Raw genomic sequence first — 17,657 nt, 5'->3', positions numbered from 1 at the left:
AGCTCCCTCGCCACAGGGTCATCGCTGACTGATATGTGGTTGGCACAGGCTCTCTTGTGCCGACGCGAACGTCTGCACCGGGCCTTTGGTGGAGCAAATGACGGTTATCGTTAGCTGGCTAAGTTAACCCACCGTTAACAAAAAAGCCCTGCACTTTTTGCTCAGTGCAGGGCTTTGGATGGCGCCTGGAAAGCGTAGCCTCAATAACGGTTCGGCTCCATTTCCAGGTCGACATTGAAACGTTCGGCAATATCTTTCTGGATGCGTTGCGCCAGATCGAGCAATTGCAGGCCGGTCGCGGAGCCGTAGTTGACCAGCACCAGCGCCTGCAATTTATGCACACCAGCATCGGCCTCGCGGAAACCTTTCCAGCCAGCGCGCTCGATCAACCAGCCGGCGGCCAGTTTCATCTGCCCGTCCGCTTGCGCATAGGCCACCAGATCCGGGTGCTGCGCCTTGATCTGCTCGACCAGCGCGGCCGACACCAGCGGATTCTTGAAGAAACTGCCGGCATTGCCGAGCACCGCCGGATCCGGCAATTTTTCGCTGCGGATACTGCAGATCGCGCGACTGACGTCGCTGGGTGTCGGTTGCTCGATGCCTTGCTCGGTCAGGCGCTGACGCACCGGGCCGTATTCCAGATGCAGATGCGCAACACGATCGAGCTTGAAGCGCACCCGCAGGATCAGCCAACGCCCCGGCTGCTGCTTGAACAGGCTGTCGCGGTAGGCGAAGTTGCATTCTTCCAGGCTGAAGTCGCGCAGCTCGCCGGTCTGGCGATCCAGCGCGGTCAGCCCGGCGAACACATCCTTGATCTCGACGCCGTAGGCACCGATGTTCTGCATCGGTGCCGCGCCCACGGTGCCGGGGATCAGGCTGAGGTTTTCCAGACCGGAAAAACCCAGCGCCAGCGTGTGCTGCACGAACGGATGCCACGGCTCACCGGCTTCAGCCTCGATCACCACGTGGTTGCCGTCATCGCTGATCAGCCGAATGCCATGGCTGGCCATGCGCAGCACCAGCGCCGGAATATCTGCAGTCAGCAGCAGGTTGCTGCCGCCGCCGATCACCAGCAACGGCAGATCATGGGCAGTCGCATAGGCAAGGGCTTCGCGCACGTCGGCGTCGCTGTGGGCCTCGGCGAACAACTGCGCGCGAACGTCGACGCCAAAACTGTTGAACGGTTTCAGCGAAACCTGTGATTGAAGCTGCAAACTCATAACCGGCCCTTCACTTCGATCAACAGTTGGTCACAGGCTGCTTCGATCAGGTCCAGCACCTGCTCGAAGCCCTGATCGCCGTCGTAGTACGGATCCGGCACTTCATCGACCACACCGGCATAACGGCGCAGGAACAGATCCAGCTCGGCCTTGCCGGTGGACGGTTGCAGTGCCTTGAGGTTACGCAGGTTGCTGTTGTCCATGGCCAGAATCAGGTCGTAACTGGCGAAATCGGCGCGGCTGACCTGCTGCGCGCGTTGCGCCGACAGGTCATAACCACGCACTTTGGCTGCAGCCTGGCTGCGCTTGTCCGGCGGATTGCCGACGTGCCAGTCACCGGTGCCGGCGGAGGCCACTTCGACCTGATCCGCCAGCCCGGCTGTGCGCAATTTGTGGCGCAGCACGCCTTCAGCGGTGGGCGAGCGGCAAATGTTGCCCAGGCACACGAACAGAACGCGCATCAGGCCTCCAGCAGGCGACGAACGCGCTCGAGGTCTTCAACGGTGTCGACGCCGGTTGGCGGCGCGATCAACGCGTCGGCGACATGAATCCGCACGCCATGCCACAAGGCACGCAGTTGTTCGAGGGATTCAGTGTTTTCCAGCCAGCACGGGCCCCAGCTCACGAAGTCCTGAAGGAAGCCTGCGCGGTAGGCATAAATGCCGATGTGGCGACGATACGGCACGCCTTCCGGCAACTGCTCGCGGCTCTTGGCGAAGGCATCGCGGGCCCACGGCAAGGTGGCGCGGCTGAAGGTCAGCGCCAGGCCGTTGAGGTCGCTGACGACCTTGACCACGTTCGGGTTGAACAGGGTTTCGACGTTTTCGATCGGCTCGGCCAAGGTGGCCATACGCGCTTCGGTGTGGGCGGCGAGGTTAGCCGCGACCTGATCGATCACGCTCGGCGGGATCAGCGGCTCATCACCCTGCACGTTGACCACGATCGCGTCCGGCGCAAGACCCAGCTTCGCCGCGACTTCCGCCAGGCGGTCAGTCCCGGAATTATGGTCTTCACGGGTCAGCACCACTTCCGCGCCGAACACTTTGCAGGCCTCGACGATGCGCGCATCGTCGGTCGCGACCACCACACGGCTGGCGCTACTTTTGCTCGCCTGTTCCCAGACGTGCTGGATCATCGGCTTGCCGGCGATATCCAGCAGCGGTTTGCCCGGCAAGCGGGTCGAGGCGTAACGCGACGGGATGACAACGGTGAAAGCAGTGGTCATTTATCCAGACGCTCGTCAGTGGTCAGGGTGCGCGCTTCGCTTTCGAGCATCACCGGGATGCCGTCGCGGATCGGATAGGCCAGACCGGCGCCCTTGCTGATCAGTTCGGTCTTGTCGGCGCTGAGCTTGAGCGGGCCTTTGCAGATCGGGCACGCGAGGATGTCGAGCAATTTGGTGTCCATGAACATTCCCTGGATAAAGAGTTAAGGCAAAAGACGATCGGGCAACAGGCGCATCAGCTGGGTGTCGAACCAGGCCACGAAGGCCGGTGACGGCACGGCATCGACCGCCAGATACCACCAGTCGTCTGCTGCGAAGGCACGGCACTTCACCGCGTCCTTTTCGGTCATCACCAACGGCAATGACGGTGTGAAATTCAAGGCCTGCACGCTGTATTCGGCGTGGTCGGCAAACGCATGGGGGACTGCTCGCCAGTCTAGCGCTTCGAGGGTATTGAAGAAACGTTGCGGATTGCCGATCCCGGCCACCGCGTGCACCGATTGACCGGGCGCAAAATGCGCCAGCGGCTTGCGCGCGCCGCTGCGTAGATTGACCAGTGCGGTCGGCTGCAGGTGAAAGGCGAAGCCGTCTTCACGATCCGCAGTGGCACCGTTGAACAGCACGCCATCGACGCTTTGCAGGCGCTCGATCGGCTCGCGCAACGGACCGGCCGGCAGGCAGCGCTTGTTGCCCAAACCACGGGCGGCGTCGATCAGCACCAGCTCCAGATCTCGCGCCAAGCGGTAATGCTGCATGCCATCATCGGAGAGGATCAGGTCCAGCGGCTCACTGGCGAGCAAGGCTTTGACCGCTGCGCTGCGATCAGGGTCGATCATCAGCGGCACGCCGGTGCGCTGCACGATCAACAGCGGTTCATCGCCGGCGACGTCGGCGCTCTGCTCGGCGGTGACCCGCCACGGCAGTTGCGGCGGTTTGGCGCCGTAACCGCGACTGACCACGCCAACCCGCAGACCGGCGCGTCGGCAATGCTCGATCAGCCACAGGATCATCGGTGTCTTGCCGGTGCCGCCGACGGTGATGTTGCCGACCACGATTAACGGCACCGGTGGCTGATAGATCTGGCCTTCACCGTCGAGAAAGCGCTGACGCTTGTTGACCACCACGCGGCGATAGAGCATTTCCAGCGGCCGCAGCAGCGTCAGGGCCGGATGCCCCTGATACCACGCGGCGAGCAAACGATCGGACAGGCTCATCAGGATTTGGGCGCCGCCTCGACCGTGGTCATGCGCAAATGGCTGAAACCGAGCTTGCCGGCCGCGTCCATGGCGGTGATCACCGATTGGTGTTGGGTCTTGCCGTCGGCGCTGATCGACAACGGCATGTTGGTGTCACCGTTGGCTTCTTTCTGCATGGCTTCCATCAGGGTCGCCAGGTCGTTTTTCGGCAGAATCTTGTTGTTCACCGAGAACACGCCTTCGGCGCTGATCGCGACGTCCAGTTGCTTGAGCTGCTGGTCTTCGGCGGGCGATCCGCTGACCGATTCCGGCAGATCGACGCGCAACTGTGTCTCGCGGGTGAAGGTGGTGGTCACGACGAAAAACAGCAACAGGATGAACACTACGTCGATCAGCGACGCGAGGTTGATGTCGATCGTTTCCCGGGGTTTGCGACGGAATTTCACGCTTTGTCCCCGGCCAGATCGACGTCACGGTCGCCCTGCACCACTTCGACCAGTTTGATCGCTTCCTGCTCCATGCCCACCACCAGCTCATCGATGCGGCGTTGCAGGAAACGGTGGAAGAACACCGACGGAATACCGACCATCAGGCCCGCCGCAGTGGTGATCAGTGCCTTGGAAATACCGCCGGCCAGGACCGAGGCGTTGGTGGTCATGCCGGAACCGGTGAAGGCGCTGAAAATGTCGATCATGCCCAGCACCGTGCCCAACAGGCCCAGCAACGGCGACATGGCGGCAATCGTGCCCAGCGCGTTGACGTAGCGTTCAAGCTCGTGAATCACCCGCGCGGCGGCTTCTTCGATGCATTCCTTCATGATCTCGCGACCATGCTTGGAGTTGGCCAGGCCCGCGGCGAGGATTTCACCCAGCGGCGAATTGGCGCGCAATTCCTTGAGTTTTTCTTTATTGAGCTGCTTGTCCTTGATCCAGACCCAGACCTGACCCAGCAGATGCTCGGGGGTGACGCGGCTGGCGCGCAGGGTCCACAGGCGCTCGGCGACAATCGCCATGGCCGCGATGGAACTCAGAATGATCGGCAACATCATCCAGCCGCCGGATTTGACCAATTCCCACACAGTGACAGTCCCCTCGAAAAAGTGCGCCACTTTACCATACCGGTTCGCGATTAAGACCCGCTGCCCCGACGACCTGATGCCGCATTCGGCGATCCTGCGATCAATGGTGTTTCAGCGCCAGAAACGCCGTTGTTGACGCATTAGCCACGGCGCCTGAAAGCTGCCCAGGCGCAGTTGAATGGCGCCGTGCTGCGCGCTGTCGTAGATGCGCAGCCCTTGCTGGCGATAACGCGCGAGCACCAGCGGGTGCGGATGACCGAACGAATTGCCCTGCCCCCGGGAGATCAGCACCGAATGCGGACGTAATGCCCGCAGCAAAGCCATCGAAGAGGAACTGCGGCTGCCATGGTGCGGCGCTTGCAGCCAGTGCGTCGGCAGCGCCAACGGACTTTCCAGCAAAACCCGTTCGGCAGCCGTGTCGATATCGCCGGTCAGCAGCAGCCGCTCGCCATTGGCCTCGATCTGCAACACACAGGAGCGCTGGTTGCTGTCATGGGCCGCCGACCATTGCCACAGCTGAAAACTGACCCCGTCCCACTGCCATTGACGCCCGCTTTCACAGGCTTCGGCTTGCAGGATGGCGGGCAGGCCCGGCGGATCGCCACTGATCACCCGCGTCACTTTCAGGCCCCGCGATACCGCCAGCGCACCACCGGCGTGGTCGGCGTCGGCATGACTGAGCAGCATCAGGTCGATGCGGTTGACCCCCAGTTTGTGCAGCGCCGGCAGCACCACCCGCTCCCCCAGATCGAAATCGCCGAAGCGTGGACCGGCGTCGTAGAGCAACGCGTGATGACGCGTGCGGATCAGGATCGCCAGGCCCTGACCGACATCGAGCTGCCAGACATCGGCCAGTCCATCGGCCACTCGCTCGCGCGGCGGCGCCAGCAGAATCAACAGCAACGGCCAGCCCAACGGTCGCAAAGGCACCCCGCGCGGCAACAGCAACAGCAAGGCGCCGAGACTGCCGAGCAGCAAAACCCACCACGGCAACGACGGCGAGATCCACGCCGGCCAGGCCCCGGCGATCAGCGACAAGCCGCGAAACAGCCAGTCGATCAAACCACCGGCCAGCCACAACAAGCCTGCACCGACGTAAGGCACCGGCAACAACAGCGTGCCGAGCAGTGCCGGTGGCAGCACCAGCAGACTGACCCATGGCACCGCGAGCAGATTTGCCAATGGCCCGCTGACGCTGATCGGCAGGCTCAGCGCCAGCAACACCGGGCACAGACCCAGCGCAATCAGCCATTGCGCGCGGGTCCAGGTCTGCCACCATTTCCACGCGCCGAGTCGCCCGCCGAAGGTGAAAATCAAAATCCCCACCGCGGCGAACGACAGCCACAAACCCGGACGCAAACTGGCTAACGGGTCGAGCAACAGCAACGCATCGAATGCCAGCAACAGCGGCCACCACGCGCCGAGATGGCGAAAGCGCAGGCGCCACAACAACATCAGCCCAACCATCACGCAGGCCCGTTGCACCGGCACATCAAACCCGGCGAGCAAGCCGTAACCGAGCGCCGCGGCAAACGCCAGCCCACAGGCCCATGGCAGCCATGGCCAGCGCAGCGGCCACCAGCCGTAGCGCGCCAGCCCGGCGACCAACAGATAGATGACCGCCGCCAACATCCCGATGTGTTGACCGGAAATCACCAGCAGATGCACGGTGCCGGTTTCCTGCAGGATCTGCCAATCCTCGCGGCTGAGCCCGGAGCCGTCGCCGAGCACCAGTGCCGCCAATGCACCGCCCCGGCCTTGGGCATCGACTGCCAGCAAGCGCTGACGAATGCTGTCGCGCCATGCCCAGTTTGCCTCGGCCAGGCGCTGACCATCCTTGATCGTGCCGGTCGCGCCGATGCGTTGCGCCAACAGCCAGGCTTCGTAATCGAAGGCGTCGGGATTGAGCAAACCACCGGGGCGCCTGAGCTTCACCGCCAGCCGCCAGCGCTCACCGCTGTTGAGCGGCGGCCCGGCGTACCACGCCAGACGCATCAACGACGGCAATTTTTCGTGTCGCGAGCGGGCATCGGCCAACTCGAACCGCACCACGCCCTCGCTGGTTTGCGGCAAACCGACCACCCGCCCTTCGACCCAACGGGTTTCGCCGTCAAGCGCTTCCGGCAGGCGATCATTCAACGCCCATTGCGCACTGACGCACGCCCAGGTGAAACCGAATAGCAGAAACGCCAGGGGATAGCTGCGAAACGGCAACAACATCAGTCCCACCAACGGCAACAACATCATCAACCCGACCGGCGGTAAAACCGGCAAAAAAACCGGAACCAGCAGACCGACTGCCAGCGCCATCATCCCTGTGCGCATAAGCCCGTCCTTGAGAGTTCGTGCATTAGGGGTAGCTGGTATGAGGGCGGGTCGTCGTCAACAATTGTCACAAAGTCTGAATGGGCGCTTCGTAGAATCCAGACATACTTGCCGCCTTAACCGACCGAGAAGCCTTATGCCCCGGCGCTTATTCAAACGTTACATGCCCGACCCGACGAGCATCAGGGAACACAAATCCTTACGCTTTCTCGGCAAGTTGCTGCATGACCCGAACCTCTGGCACCTCAATCGGCACTCGGTGGCCCGGGCAATGGCCGTCGGCCTGTTCGCCGCGTTCCTGCCGATTCCGGCGCAGATGCTGGTGGCGGCGGCACTGGCGATCACCGTGCGCGGCAACATGCCGATTGCCGTCAGCCTCGTGTGGCTGACCAACCCGATCACCATGCCGGCGGTGTTTTTCTGTACTTATCAGGCCGGAGCCTGGTTGATGAATGTGCCCGCCCGCACCCTGCCCGATTCGTTGACCTGGGAATGGATCAGCGGAGAGCTCTCAACAATGTGGCAGCCGTTTCTGCTGGGATCGGTGGTATGCGGGCTGCTACTCGGCATCCTCGCCTACTTCACGGTCATGCTGTATTGGCGCTGGTGGGTGGCGCGGCAATGGGCGCGGCGCAAGAAAAGCCGCAAATCTTGAATGCAAAACGGCCTCCGCAGTGGGAGGCCGTTTTTTTGTAGCGTCTGAATAGGCCCCATCGCGAGCAGGCTCACTCCTACATTGGAACGCGCCCTTCTGTAGGAGTGAGCCTGCTCGCGATGGCAGCGACGCGGTTTCGGATCAGGTCCGCATCCCGCGCCCACTCACCAGCAGCCGCGCGCAACCGAGGTACAACACCACCGTCGCCACCAGCATGAAGGTGATCGCGATACCGATGCGGATATCCGATACGCCAAGAATGCCGTAACGGAAGGCATTGACCATATGCAGCACCGGGTTGGCCAGCGACACGGTCTGCCAGAACGGCGGCAGCAAGGTGATCGAGTAGAACACGCCACCGAGGTAGGTCAGCGGCGTCAGCACAAACGTCGGGATGATCGAGATGTCATCGAAGTTGCGCGCAAACACCGCGTTGATGAAGCCCAGCAGCGAGAAGATCGTCGCGGTCAAGATCACCACCAGCAAGGTCACGCCGAGGTGATGCACCTGCAGATGAGTGAAGAACAGCGACAGAATGGTCACGATCACCCCGACCATCAGGCCACGCAACACGCCGCCAATGGTGAAGCCGATCAGAATCGTGTGCGGCGACACTGGCGAAACCATCAGTTCCTCGATGGAGCGCTGAAACTTGCTGCCGAAGAAACTCGAGACCACGTTGCCGTAGGAGTTGGTGATCACCGACATCATGATCAGCCCCGGCACGATGTACTCCATGTAACTGAAGCCACCCATGCCGCCAATCTGCTTGCCGATCAGGTTACCGAAGATCACGAAGTACAGAACCATGGTGATCGCCGGCGGCAGCAGGGTCTGCGGCCAGATCCGCGTGAAGCGTTTGACCTCGCGATAAACGATGGTCTGGAGGGCGACGAGGTTGGGGCGGAACTCGGAACTCATACCGCCACCTTCGACAGATTCTTCTCTACCAGAGACACGAACAGCTCCTCGAGGCGATTGGTTTTGTTACGCAGGCTCAGCACTTCAATATTCTGCTGCGCCAATTGAGTGAACAGCGCGGTGATGCCCATGGATTTGTCGACCTGGACTTCCAGGGTATGGCCGTCGAGCAACCGGGCGGGATAGCCGATCAATTGCGGCGCGGCGTGCAAGTCGTTTTTCAGATCCAGCAGGAAGGTCTCGACGTGCAACTGGCCCAGCAGCTGTTTCATGCTGGTGTTCTCGACAATGGTGCCGTGGTCGATGATGCCGATGTTGCGGCACAGCTGCTCAGCCTCTTCCAGATAGTGCGTGGTGAGGATGATGGTGATGCCTTTTTGGTTCAGCTCGGTGAGGAACGTCCACATCGAGCGACGCAGTTCGATGTCGACGCCAGCGGTCGGCTCATCGAGGATCAGCAGGCGCGGCTCATGCACCAGGGCGCGGGCAATCATCAGTCGGCGTTTCATGCCGCCGGACAGCGAACGCGACGGCACGTCGCGCTTGTCCCACAGGCCGAGCTGGGTCAGGTACTGCTCGGCGCGTTCCTTGGCGATCTTCGCCGGGATGCCGTAGTAACCGGCCTGGGTCACGACGATGTCGAAAGTCTTTTCGAACTGGTTGAAGTTGAATTCCTGGGGCACCACACCGATCGAGCGCTTGAGCGCGGCGGGGTTCTTGTCCAGGTCATGACCGAAGATATTCACCGTGCCGCTGGTCTTGTTGACCAGGGTCGAGAGAATGCCGATGGTCGTGGATTTGCCGGCGCCGTTGGGGCCGAGCAAGGCGAAAAAGTCACCTTCGGCGACGTCCAGATCGATACCACTCAAGGCCTGGAACCCGTTGCCGTAGGTTTTGGTTAGCTGCCGGATGGACAGAGCGGAACTCATATCGGATTTACGCACCAAGATGGGAAGAAAAGGAAAGATTGGGCCGGGCGGCGAACAAAACAACCACGGCGCATGAGCACAATGGTGCTTGCCGCCGCCACACAAGTACAGTCAAGAGTGTCGATAGTTATTATCAAGTCAACGCGGTCATGACTGCTTTCTGATAGGCCGGACGCTGCTTCAGCCGTGCGTACCAAGCCTGCAGATGCGGCTGCGCGGCACGTTCGATGGGCATCTCGAACCAGGCATAAATGAAACTGCCCAGCGGAATATCGCCCATGCCGATTTCGCTGCCGGACAGATATGGCTGGCTGGCGAGGGCCTGATCGGCCATGGCCAGCAGCGCGGTGCATTCCTTGATTGCGGCGTTGATCGCCGGCCAGTCCTGCTGGTCCGCTGGCGTACGCAACACGCCCCAGAACACGGTGCGGAACGGCCCGGCAAAACTCGAGGTGGTCCAATCCATCCACTTGTCCGCGATGGCCCGTGCTTGCAGGTCTGCCGGGTACCAGGCGCTGTTTGGTGCATGCCTGGCCAGCAAGTAACGCACGATGGCATTCGATTCCCACAGCACGAAGCCGTCATCCTCGATCACCGGCACCCGGCCGTTCGGGTTCATCGCCCGGTATTCAGGCGTGTCGACCACACCGAAGGCGCCACCGGCGTCAATCGCCTCGTAGGCCAGGCCCAGCTCCTCGGCGGCCCACAGCGGCTTCCTGACATTCGATGAGTTTTTCCGTCCCCAGATCTTCAGCATGACCGCCTCTTTTCCAATGCGTGGGCAGGCAGCATACGCCGGATCAGACCCGACTCAAATCACTCTGCATATCGCCCAACACCTTCGCCTGACGTTCGCCGAACAGATGCGGGTAGCACTTTTTCAAGTGCTCGAAGAAGAACCGCTCCGGCACATCGACGAACTGACCATGATCGACCAGATACTCCATCAACAGCGCGCCGTCACGGTTGTATGGGTGGAAAACGCTGTCACTGATGCCGTCAAAGTCCAACGGTGCGACGTTGAACAGCTCGCAAAGTTGCTGATTGAAGGCCGGCGTGGCCTTGACCCAACGGTCATTGAGGAACAGCTCGGTGTAGCCGTGCATGGCAAACACATCGCTGCGCAGCAGTTCCAGCAGACGCGGGGTCGACAGGTGATTCTTGACGTCGGCCAGACCGATGCGTGCGGGAATGCCGCAATGCCGTGCGCACCCGGCCAGCAATGTGGCCTTGGGCACGCAATAGCTTTCCCCGGTGGCCAGCGCATAGCTGCCGCACAGGGTTTGCGGGTCGAGGCTGAAGGTATACGGGTTGTAGCGCACCGCTTCACGCACGGCGTAATAGAGACTGATCGCCTGCGCGAGCGGGTCGCGGCTGGCACCGCGGTGCTGTTCGGCGAACTCCACCACCGCCGGGTGGTCACTATCGATGAAGCGGCCGGGACTCAGATACTCGCGCATGACGATGTTCTCCTGGGTGAGTCCCGAGTCTAGCGACAGCTCAAGCACAGAGATAACGACGTTTCGGCCAAACATGCACGCGAAGACGCGGGAACGGCGAACGATTTCCCACGGATGTTGCCCACCGAACCTACGAAAACCATCCGGGGTTTCCCACAAGTTCAATCACCATGTTCTGACCAACCCGTTTTACAGATGCCGTCTAAGCTCTGGAGGGTCGGTTTGCCCTGGTTCACGGAGGATTACATATGCTGTTGTTGTGGATACTGGTTCTGATCGTCGGTGTGGCATACCTCGCCCACCGTCGCATCGCCCCCCTGCCCGCGTTGGGTATCGTCGCCATTTACCTGCTGGCGATGGGCATTTTCAGCCATGCTCCGGGCTGGTTGCTGCTGCTGTTCTGGGTCGTGCTCGCAGCGGTTGCCGCGCCTTTGCTACTGCCCGACCTGCGCCGCAAACACTTCACCGCGCCGCTGTTCAACTGGTTCCAGAAAACCCTGCCGCCGATGTCGCAGACCGAGCGCGACGCGATCGATGCCGGTACCGTCTGGTGGGACGGTGAACTGTTCAGCGGGCGTCCGGACTGGGACAAACTGCTGTCCTATCCAAAAGCGCAACTGAGCGAAGAGGAACAAGCCTTCATCGACGGTCCGACCGAAGAACTCTGCGCAATGGTCACTGACTGGCAGATCGGCCAGTCGATGGATCTGCCACCCGAAGCCTGGAGCCACATCAAGGAGCACGGTTTCTTCGCCCTGATCATTCCCAAGGAGTTCGGCGGCAAGGGCTTTTCCGCCTACGCCCACTCGCAAGTGGCAATGAAACTCGCGACCCGCAGCGGTGACCTCGCCTCCACCGTGATGGTGCCCAACTCCCTCGGCCCGGCCGAACTGCTGCTGCATTACGGCACCGATGAGCAACGCAACCACTACCTGCCGCGTCTGGCCCGTGGCGACGACATTCCGTGCTTCGCCCTCACCGGCCCACTGGCCGGTTCCGATGCCGGCGCCATGCCGGACACCGGGATCATCTGCAAAGGTGAATGGGAAGGCCAGGAAGTCATCGGTCTGCGCCTGAACTGGGAAAAACGCTACATCACCCTCGGCCCGGTCGCGACCCTGCTCGGTCTGGCCTTCAAGGCCTATGACCCGGAGCATCTGCTGGGCGACAAGGAAGATCTCGGCATCAGTCTGGCGCTGATTCCTACCGATACACCGGGTGTGGAAATCGGCCGTCGTCACCTGCCACTGGGTGCAGCGTTCATGAACGGCCCGAACTCGGGCAAAGACGTGTTCATCCCGCTGGACTACCTCATCGGTGGCCAGGAAATGCTCGGCAAGGGCTGGATGATGCTGATGAACTGCCTGTCGGTCGGGCGTTCGATCTCGCTGCCGGCAGTCGGCACTGGCGCGGCCAAATTCACCAGTCTGGTGACCGGTCAATACGCGCAGATACGTGAGCAGTTCAACGTCCCGCTGTCGGCCTTCGAAGGCATTCAGGAAGCCATGGCACGCATCGGCGGCAACGCCTGGATGATGGACGCCGCGCGCATGCTCACCGCCAACGCGGTGGATCTGGGCGAGAAACCGTCGGTACTGTCGGCGATCCTCAAGTATCACCTGACCGAACGCGGCCGCGAGTGCATCACCCACGCCATGGACGTGCACGGCGGCAAGGCAATCATCATGGGTCCGAACAACTACCTCGGACGCAGCTGGAACGGCGCACCGATCTTCATCACCGTGGAAGGCGCGAACATCCTCTCGCGCAACCTGATGATCTTCGGTCAGGGCGCCATTCGTTGCCATCCGTTCGTCCTCAAGGAAATGGCCCTCGCCGGCCGCGAAGACAAAGAACAGGCACTGAAAGAATTCGATGGCCTGCTGCTCAAGCACATCGGTTTTGCCGTCGGCAACGCCGCCAGCACCCTGGTGCTGAACCTGGGCTTCGGCCACTTCGAACATGCACCCGGGGACAGGATCAGTCAGGGCTACTTCCGCGCACTCAATCGGCAGGCAGCGGCATTTGCCATGCTGGCCGACTTCAGCATGATGCTGCTGGGTGGCGAACTGAAGCGCCGGGAACGCCTGTCCGCGCGTCTTGGCGATGTGTTGAGCAACCTGTATCTGGCCTCCGCTGCGCTCAAGCGTTATCACGACCTGGATTCGCCGGCGCATATGGAGCCGCTGTTCCGCTGGGCCATGGAAGAAAGCCTCGGCCAGTCGGAACGGGCGCTGGATGAGCTGCTGAGCAACTTCCCGAACAAAGTGTTTGGCTGCCTGCTGCGAGTGATCGTGTTCCCGTTCGGCCGTCGCCATAAAGGCCCGTCGGACAAGCTCGGCGCCGAAGTGGCAGCTGTTATTGGTCGCGCCAAAGGTGATCCGACTCTCGAAGAACTGCTCGCCGGCTGCTATCGCCCGCAGTCCGCCGACGATGCCGTCGGTGCCCTGCAACACGCCAGCGATCTGCTGAATGCCGCCCAACCGCTGCACAAAAAACTGCACACCTCGCTCAAGAGCGGTCAGGTCAAACCGGTGGCTGGCGAACACGCCATCGACGCCGCACTGGAGGCCGGGGTGTTGCAACCGCAGGAAGCACAGACCCTGCGCGATGCCGAAGCAGCACGGCGCAAGGTGATCGACGTCGATGATTTCGACAAGGAAGAGCTGAAACAGGCAGAAGGCAAAGTCCGCTGATGCTGGCGACCGTGTAGCTGTTTATTTGTGAAAAACGGGCACGAGAGCTTTATACTCCCGCGCCCGTTTTGCTCTTGAGGACTTATCTCGTGTCCAACGTCGTTGCCGATCATCTGGTTTTGCTCGACCATCTGCGCAGTATCCTGGTCGCCGTAGGTGAGGCCGAACAGGTTCCCGAAGAAAGCCATGCCTTGTTCCTGGAGCGCTTTGACGAACTGCTGGCGTCCCTGCCGATCGACCCGATCGAAAGCCAGTACCTGGGCCAGGACATCCTGACCCAAGTGATTACCCGTTACCCGCAAATAGCCCACCTGATTCCACGGGATCTGCTGTGGTTCTTCGCTGGTGACTGCCTGCACTACCTGTCTGATGAAGAAATCGACCTGTATCAGGCGCTGGAAGAACGTCGCTACGAAGCCGAACAGAACGATGAACCGTTCGACTGGAATCAGGAAAAACAGTTGCTGGCGATGTCTGCTCAGGACAGCAAGCACTGATTTTCTGCCCGGTTAAGAAAAGGCCCGCATGGTGATTCATGCGGGCCTTTTTATTGTTCGGCGTTTACAACAATCCTTCGCTTTCGGGCAGCTCGTAGGCCATCGCCAGATTATTCGGCGCCCCCGCCTTGCCCGGCTTGCTCAACGTCGGCTCCTTCTCCAGGCACTCCACCAGATAATCGATGAATACCCGCAGCTTCGGCGGCAGGTAGCGCGTGGGCGAATGCAGCAACCACAGACCACCGTGGTAAGAAGCGAGGAACGTCCACTCCGGCAACACCTGCACAATCAACTTCTGCTCAAGCGCATAGCGCGCGGTGAAGTACGGCAGGCTGCCAATACCAATGTGCTGCAACACTGCCCCGAGCCGCACGCCGGTATGGTTGGCGGCATAGCGGCCACGTACGCCGACGGTCACCGCTTTACTGCCCTTCTTGAATTTCCAGCGCGCATCGCTCGGGGTTTCCCCCAGATAGATGCAACTGTGATTGAGCAGATCGTGAGGGTGAGTCGGCGTGCCATGTTCGGCCAGGTATTGCGGGGTGGCGCAGAGCAAATGGTCGATGGTCAGCAACTGCCGTCCGACCAGCCCGGCCGGCGGTCGATCAGTTATACGAATCGCCAGGTCGACATGATCGTCAATCAAATCAACCTGGCGGTCTTCCAGCAGCAACTCGACATCGACTTTCGGATAACGCCGCAGAAACTCAGGCATGTGCGGATGAATCACGAAACGCCCGACCGCTTTCGGCACACTGACCCGCACCAGCCCTTCCGCCTCGTGGGTGAACTGCCCACTGATCTCCATCACCGATTTGGCGGCGCTGACCATCTCCTGACAGCGCTTGAACACTTCCTCGCCACCATCACTCAAGCGCAGTTTGCGCGTGGTGCGCTGCAGCAAACGCGTAGCCAGGGCCTTTTCCAGGCGGGAAATGCTGCGACTGATCGCCGACGGCGACGAGCCCAACTGGCGGGCCGCCTCGGAAAAACTGCCGGTCTCCACGACCTTGACGAAGATCGCCATTTCACCGAGCAGTGGCAGCGGAAGATTGATGCTCACAGCGCACAAGTCCTTTGATGTTTGAACGGATTATCACGTTATTGCACGATTCATATAATAAAAACAGACACTTTAATAAGGGCATGGAATATGACGCTTCGCCTCTTTTTCCATAGTGATGACCTCAAGGCTAATGTGGAAGTCCTCGACTGCACGCCCCACGAGAACGAATTTGCCGTGGTGCTGCGCGCCACGTTGTTTCATCCGCAAGGCGGTGGTCAGCCTTGTGACACCGGCATGATCGGCGAAAGCCAGGTGCTGCGCGTGGTGCAGGAACCTGACCGGATAGTGCATTACGTCGATCGTCCGGTAAAACCCGGCATGACCTGTATTCATGTGGATGAACAACGTCGCCGCTACAACACCCGCATGCATTCGGCCGGGCACCTGATCGGGCATTTCGTGCAGGCCATGGGCTGGACGCCGATCAAGGCACACCACTGGCCAGACGAAGGCCGGGTGCAGTTCAAACCGGGTGATGCCGCGCAGGAAGTCGACGCACCTACCGTTCAATACGGTATCCGTCAGTGGATCGAACACGATCTGCCGCGCCTGACCTCACTGCGCGAAGGCGCGCGGGAAATCGGTTTTGGCGAGCTGCCGGCCTATGGCTGCGGTGGCACCCATGTACGCAGCCTGAAGGATTTGGGCACAGTCACGATCGCCTCGCTTTCGCAGAAGAAAGGCACGTTATCCGTCCACTACAGCGTGGATTAAGCTTCTCGGGCGCTGCTCCGCGCAGCGTCCGACGCCGGGGGAACCGCACTCGCCGGTTCCGTTGACTATCGATAGATGGACCTAAAAACAATGATGCTAGACGTCGAGCGTCTCGATGAGACGTGCATAAAAAAACTGGCCAACGAAGAAGTCCTCGCCATCCGCGTCAAAGGCTTCTTGCCCGAGCCGCTGGCGATCGAGATTGGCGACAAGATTCTTGCTCCGGGCTTCGAGGGTTACATCAACGCGCCGAGCATCGGCCGCATCGGCATGGCGTTTTACGAGGCGGAAAACCAGCCGCTGCTGATCGAGGACTACTTCGAGCGCGCCACCCGCAACATCGCCGAACTGCGCGAGCGCTGTGCGCCCTATTCCTCGCCGGTCGACACCCTGCGCTGCATGCTCGACGAGACGTGGCCGGCCGGCGCACATCTGGAAAACCTCTATGGCCGCAAGATGTATGTCGGCCTGTCGCGGGTGGTCAAACCCGGCGTGTGCTTCCTCGCCCACCACGACATTTTCGCCAAGGACGCCCCGGACAGCTTTCAGGCCCGCAGCCTGGAGGCGCAGTTCGCCTGTAACGTCTACTTGAACATGCCGACCGAGGGCGGCGCACTGCAGATGTGGGACGACGACATCACCCCGGATCAGTTCGACCAGATGCGTGGCGACAGTTACGGCATCGACCCGGCGCTGCTCGGCCCTCCGACCCTGGAAGTGCGGCCGGAGCCGGGCGATTTCATCATGTTCAATTCGCGCTGCATGCACTCGGTGACCCCGGGCGTGGCGGATCCGCGTCTGAGCCTTTCGTTCTTTGTCGGCTATCGCGGCAATGCTTCACCCCTGACCTTCTGGAGCTGAGATGTTATCGAACTACCTGGGCGAGTTTCTGGCGCTGGCCACCATTCACTTTCTGGCCGTGGTCGCTCCCGGCCCGGACTTTGCCGTGACCATTCGCCAAAGCGTGCGCTTCGGCCGACTGGTGGGCATCTGCACCGCACTGGGCATCGGCGCCGGCATTTCCGTGCACGTTCTCTACACCTTGCTCGGCGTTGGCGCCCTGATGCACACCACGCCGTGGTTGCTGACGGTGGCCAAGGTGATCGGTGGCGCATACATCTTTTACCTCGGCATCAGCCTGATCCGCAGTAAACCGAAGACCACGCTCGAAGGCGAAAAAAGCGCTGACGAACCGCTGGTCGAGCAGTCGCTGTTCAAGGCGTTCAGCACCGGTTTTCTGACCAATGCCACCAACCCCAAGGCCACGCTGTTCTTCCTGGCGATCTTCACCACGATCATCAGCGCCAGCACCCCGCTGAATATTCAGGCGCTGTACGGGGTGTGGATGTGCTTCGTCAATGCGCTGTGGTTCGTGATCGTCGCGCTGTTTTTCTCCAGCAGCCGGGTACGCACCCTGTTCATGCGCATGGGCCATTGGTTCGAGCGCAGCATGGGCGTGATCCTGATTCTGTTCGCCGGCAGGCTGGTGCTGTCGATGTAAAAACGACACCCAAAGACAAGGCCCGGTCAGTTGCACACTGCTCGGGCCTTTTTCGTTTGTGCGCCGCTTTTGCATTTCTGTGCGACGGATCCCACTTCAGGGGCTCCCCTTCAACACCTTCGCGGTGTTAGTTTGGAAAAGATTTGTTTCAACTTTCAAACACTTCCACTCAAC

Annotated in this window: 19 protein-coding genes; 6 read left to right on the top strand and 13 right to left on the bottom strand. The window is 61.0% G+C overall.

What is annotated here, in order from left to right:
* Positions 1 to 200: 200 nt before the first annotated feature.
* The 8 genes from murB to KCG87_RS14315 form a co-directional block, all read right to left on the bottom strand.
* On the bottom strand, positions 201 to 1,220 hold the full coding sequence (murB, locus tag KCG87_RS14350) for a UDP-N-acetylmuramate dehydrogenase (protein WP_210558166.1): 1,020 nt from the start codon (positions 1,218 to 1,220) through the stop codon (positions 201 to 203).
* On the bottom strand, positions 1,217 to 1,681 hold the full coding sequence (locus KCG87_RS14345; RefSeq protein ID WP_123587531.1) for a low molecular weight protein-tyrosine-phosphatase: 465 nt from the start codon (positions 1,679 to 1,681) through the stop codon (positions 1,217 to 1,219). The genes murB and KCG87_RS14345 overlap by 4 nt, the downstream gene beginning before the upstream one ends.
* A complete protein-coding gene (kdsB, locus tag KCG87_RS14340; RefSeq protein WP_210558164.1) occupies positions 1,681 to 2,445 on the bottom strand; it encodes a 3-deoxy-manno-octulosonate cytidylyltransferase in 765 nt (254 codons plus the stop codon). Before kdsB ends, KCG87_RS14345 begins: the two co-directional genes overlap by 1 nt.
* Positions 2,442 to 2,627 carry a Trm112 family protein gene (locus KCG87_RS14335; protein WP_003174668.1) on the bottom strand — a complete coding sequence of 62 codons (186 nt, stop codon included), beginning with the start codon at positions 2,625 to 2,627 and terminating at the stop codon, positions 2,442 to 2,444. Before KCG87_RS14335 ends, kdsB begins: the two co-directional genes overlap by 4 nt.
* Before the next feature lie 21 nt (positions 2,628 to 2,648).
* The gene (gene lpxK, locus KCG87_RS14330) at positions 2,649 to 3,659 is read right to left on the bottom strand and encodes a tetraacyldisaccharide 4'-kinase (RefSeq protein ID WP_135296340.1); all 1,011 of its coding nucleotides are present in this window, start codon (positions 3,657 to 3,659) and stop codon (positions 2,649 to 2,651) included.
* Positions 3,659 to 4,087 (bottom strand): biopolymer transporter ExbD, encoded by a 429-nt coding sequence (locus KCG87_RS14325; protein ID WP_027612340.1) that lies wholly within the window; start codon positions 4,085 to 4,087, stop codon positions 3,659 to 3,661. Before KCG87_RS14325 ends, lpxK begins: the two co-directional genes overlap by 1 nt.
* Positions 4,084 to 4,719, bottom strand: coding sequence for a MotA/TolQ/ExbB proton channel family protein (locus KCG87_RS14320; protein WP_003227083.1), 636 nt, complete (start codon positions 4,717 to 4,719; stop codon positions 4,084 to 4,086). Before KCG87_RS14320 ends, KCG87_RS14325 begins: the two co-directional genes overlap by 4 nt.
* Positions 4,720 to 4,830: 111 nt before the next feature.
* Positions 4,831 to 7,044 carry a DNA internalization-related competence protein ComEC/Rec2 gene (locus KCG87_RS14315; RefSeq protein ID WP_210558162.1) on the bottom strand — a complete coding sequence of 738 codons (2,214 nt, stop codon included), beginning with the start codon at positions 7,042 to 7,044 and terminating at the stop codon, positions 4,831 to 4,833.
* Positions 7,045 to 7,180: 136 nt separating this feature from the next.
* Between KCG87_RS14315 and KCG87_RS14310 the strand changes: the two genes are divergently transcribed.
* A complete protein-coding gene (locus KCG87_RS14310) occupies positions 7,181 to 7,699 on the top strand; it encodes a DUF2062 domain-containing protein (RefSeq protein ID WP_097088476.1) in 519 nt (172 codons plus the stop codon).
* 141 nt (positions 7,700 to 7,840) lie between these two features.
* On the opposite strand, the gene KCG87_RS14305 is transcribed toward KCG87_RS14310, so the two are convergent.
* From KCG87_RS14305 to KCG87_RS14290, 4 genes are all read right to left on the bottom strand, one after another.
* On the bottom strand, positions 7,841 to 8,620 hold the full coding sequence (locus KCG87_RS14305) for an ABC transporter permease (protein ID WP_098965044.1): 780 nt from the start codon (positions 8,618 to 8,620) through the stop codon (positions 7,841 to 7,843).
* Complete coding sequence (locus tag KCG87_RS14300) at positions 8,617 to 9,549, bottom strand: ABC transporter ATP-binding protein (protein WP_027612335.1); 933 nt, start codon at positions 9,547 to 9,549, stop codon at positions 8,617 to 8,619. Before KCG87_RS14300 ends, KCG87_RS14305 begins: the two co-directional genes overlap by 4 nt.
* 133 nt (positions 9,550 to 9,682) lie before the next feature.
* A complete protein-coding gene (locus tag KCG87_RS14295) occupies positions 9,683 to 10,306 on the bottom strand; it encodes a glutathione S-transferase (protein ID WP_027612334.1) in 624 nt (207 codons plus the stop codon).
* A gap of 43 nt (positions 10,307 to 10,349) precedes the next feature.
* Positions 10,350 to 11,009 carry a transglutaminase family protein gene (locus tag KCG87_RS14290; protein ID WP_210558160.1) on the bottom strand — a complete coding sequence of 220 codons (660 nt, stop codon included), beginning with the start codon at positions 11,007 to 11,009 and terminating at the stop codon, positions 10,350 to 10,352.
* Positions 11,010 to 11,257: 248 nt separating this feature from the next.
* On the opposite strand from KCG87_RS14290, the gene KCG87_RS14285 reads away from it, so the two are divergent.
* Positions 11,258 to 13,705 carry an acyl-CoA dehydrogenase gene (locus KCG87_RS14285; protein ID WP_210558159.1) on the top strand — a complete coding sequence of 816 codons (2,448 nt, stop codon included), beginning with the start codon at positions 11,258 to 11,260 and terminating at the stop codon, positions 13,703 to 13,705.
* A gap of 89 nt (positions 13,706 to 13,794) precedes the next feature.
* Entirely contained in the window at positions 13,795 to 14,202 is a 408-nt protein-coding gene (locus KCG87_RS14280; RefSeq protein WP_007967565.1) for a PA2817 family protein, read from the top strand.
* Between the two features lie 64 nt (positions 14,203 to 14,266).
* On the opposite strand, the gene KCG87_RS14275 is transcribed toward KCG87_RS14280, so the two are convergent.
* Positions 14,267 to 15,265, bottom strand: a complete 999-nt coding sequence (locus tag KCG87_RS14275; RefSeq protein WP_025112989.1) for a LysR family transcriptional regulator — start codon at positions 15,263 to 15,265, stop codon at positions 14,267 to 14,269.
* Between the two features lie 90 nt (positions 15,266 to 15,355).
* Between KCG87_RS14275 and KCG87_RS14270 the strand changes: the two genes are divergently transcribed.
* The 3 genes from KCG87_RS14270 to KCG87_RS14260 all read left to right on the top strand — a co-directional run bounded on the left by KCG87_RS14270 (position 15,356) and on the right by KCG87_RS14260 (position 17,483).
* Positions 15,356 to 15,982 carry a hypothetical protein gene (locus tag KCG87_RS14270; RefSeq protein WP_098965050.1) on the top strand — a complete coding sequence of 209 codons (627 nt, stop codon included), beginning with the start codon at positions 15,356 to 15,358 and terminating at the stop codon, positions 15,980 to 15,982.
* A 90-nt stretch (positions 15,983 to 16,072) separates the two neighbouring features.
* The gene (locus KCG87_RS14265) at positions 16,073 to 16,843 is read left to right on the top strand and encodes a 2OG-Fe(II) oxygenase (RefSeq protein ID WP_098965052.1); all 771 of its coding nucleotides are present in this window, start codon (positions 16,073 to 16,075) and stop codon (positions 16,841 to 16,843) included.
* Position 16,844: 1 nt separating this feature from the next.
* The gene (locus tag KCG87_RS14260; RefSeq protein WP_096797798.1) at positions 16,845 to 17,483 is read left to right on the top strand and encodes a LysE family translocator; all 639 of its coding nucleotides are present in this window, start codon (positions 16,845 to 16,847) and stop codon (positions 17,481 to 17,483) included.
* Positions 17,484 to 17,657 lie beyond the last annotated feature (174 nt).

The sequence above is a fragment of the Pseudomonas sp. MWU347 genome, from assembly GCF_017947305.1.
Classification (GTDB): Bacteria; Pseudomonadota; Gammaproteobacteria; order Pseudomonadales; family Pseudomonadaceae; genus Aquipseudomonas; species Aquipseudomonas putida_A.
The sequence above is the reverse complement of the archived record's forward strand: the minus strand, read 5'-3'. Positions and strand labels throughout refer to the sequence as shown.

Coding starts and splice junctions, on each gene's coding strand:
- murB (WP_210558166.1), bottom strand. CDS start 1,220: ATGAGTTTGCAGCTTCAATCACAGGTTTCGCTGAAACCGTTCAACAGT.
- KCG87_RS14310 (WP_097088476.1), top strand. CDS start 7,181: ATGCCCCGGCGCTTATTCAAACGTTACATGCCCGACCCGACGAGCATC.
- KCG87_RS14345 (WP_123587531.1), bottom strand. CDS start 1,681: ATGCGCGTTCTGTTCGTGTGCCTGGGCAACATTTGCCGCTCGCCCACC.
- KCG87_RS14260 (WP_096797798.1), top strand. CDS start 16,845: ATGTTATCGAACTACCTGGGCGAGTTTCTGGCGCTGGCCACCATTCAC.
- kdsB (WP_210558164.1), bottom strand. CDS start 2,445: ATGACCACTGCTTTCACCGTTGTCATCCCGTCGCGTTACGCCTCGACC.
- KCG87_RS14270 (WP_098965050.1), top strand. CDS start 15,356: ATGACGCTTCGCCTCTTTTTCCATAGTGATGACCTCAAGGCTAATGTG.
- KCG87_RS14285 (WP_210558159.1), top strand. CDS start 11,258: ATGCTGTTGTTGTGGATACTGGTTCTGATCGTCGGTGTGGCATACCTC.
- KCG87_RS14300 (WP_027612335.1), bottom strand. CDS start 9,549: ATGAGTTCCGCTCTGTCCATCCGGCAGCTAACCAAAACCTACGGCAAC.
- KCG87_RS14335 (WP_003174668.1), bottom strand. CDS start 2,627: ATGGACACCAAATTGCTCGACATCCTCGCGTGCCCGATCTGCAAAGGC.
- KCG87_RS14295 (WP_027612334.1), bottom strand. CDS start 10,306: ATGCTGAAGATCTGGGGACGGAAAAACTCATCGAATGTCAGGAAGCCG.
- KCG87_RS14305 (WP_098965044.1), bottom strand. CDS start 8,620: ATGAGTTCCGAGTTCCGCCCCAACCTCGTCGCCCTCCAGACCATCGTT.
- KCG87_RS14265 (WP_098965052.1), top strand. CDS start 16,073: ATGATGCTAGACGTCGAGCGTCTCGATGAGACGTGCATAAAAAAACTG.
- lpxK (WP_135296340.1), bottom strand. CDS start 3,659: ATGAGCCTGTCCGATCGTTTGCTCGCCGCGTGGTATCAGGGGCATCCG.
- KCG87_RS14290 (WP_210558160.1), bottom strand. CDS start 11,009: ATGCGCGAGTATCTGAGTCCCGGCCGCTTCATCGATAGTGACCACCCG.
- KCG87_RS14315 (WP_210558162.1), bottom strand. CDS start 7,044: ATGCGCACAGGGATGATGGCGCTGGCAGTCGGTCTGCTGGTTCCGGTT.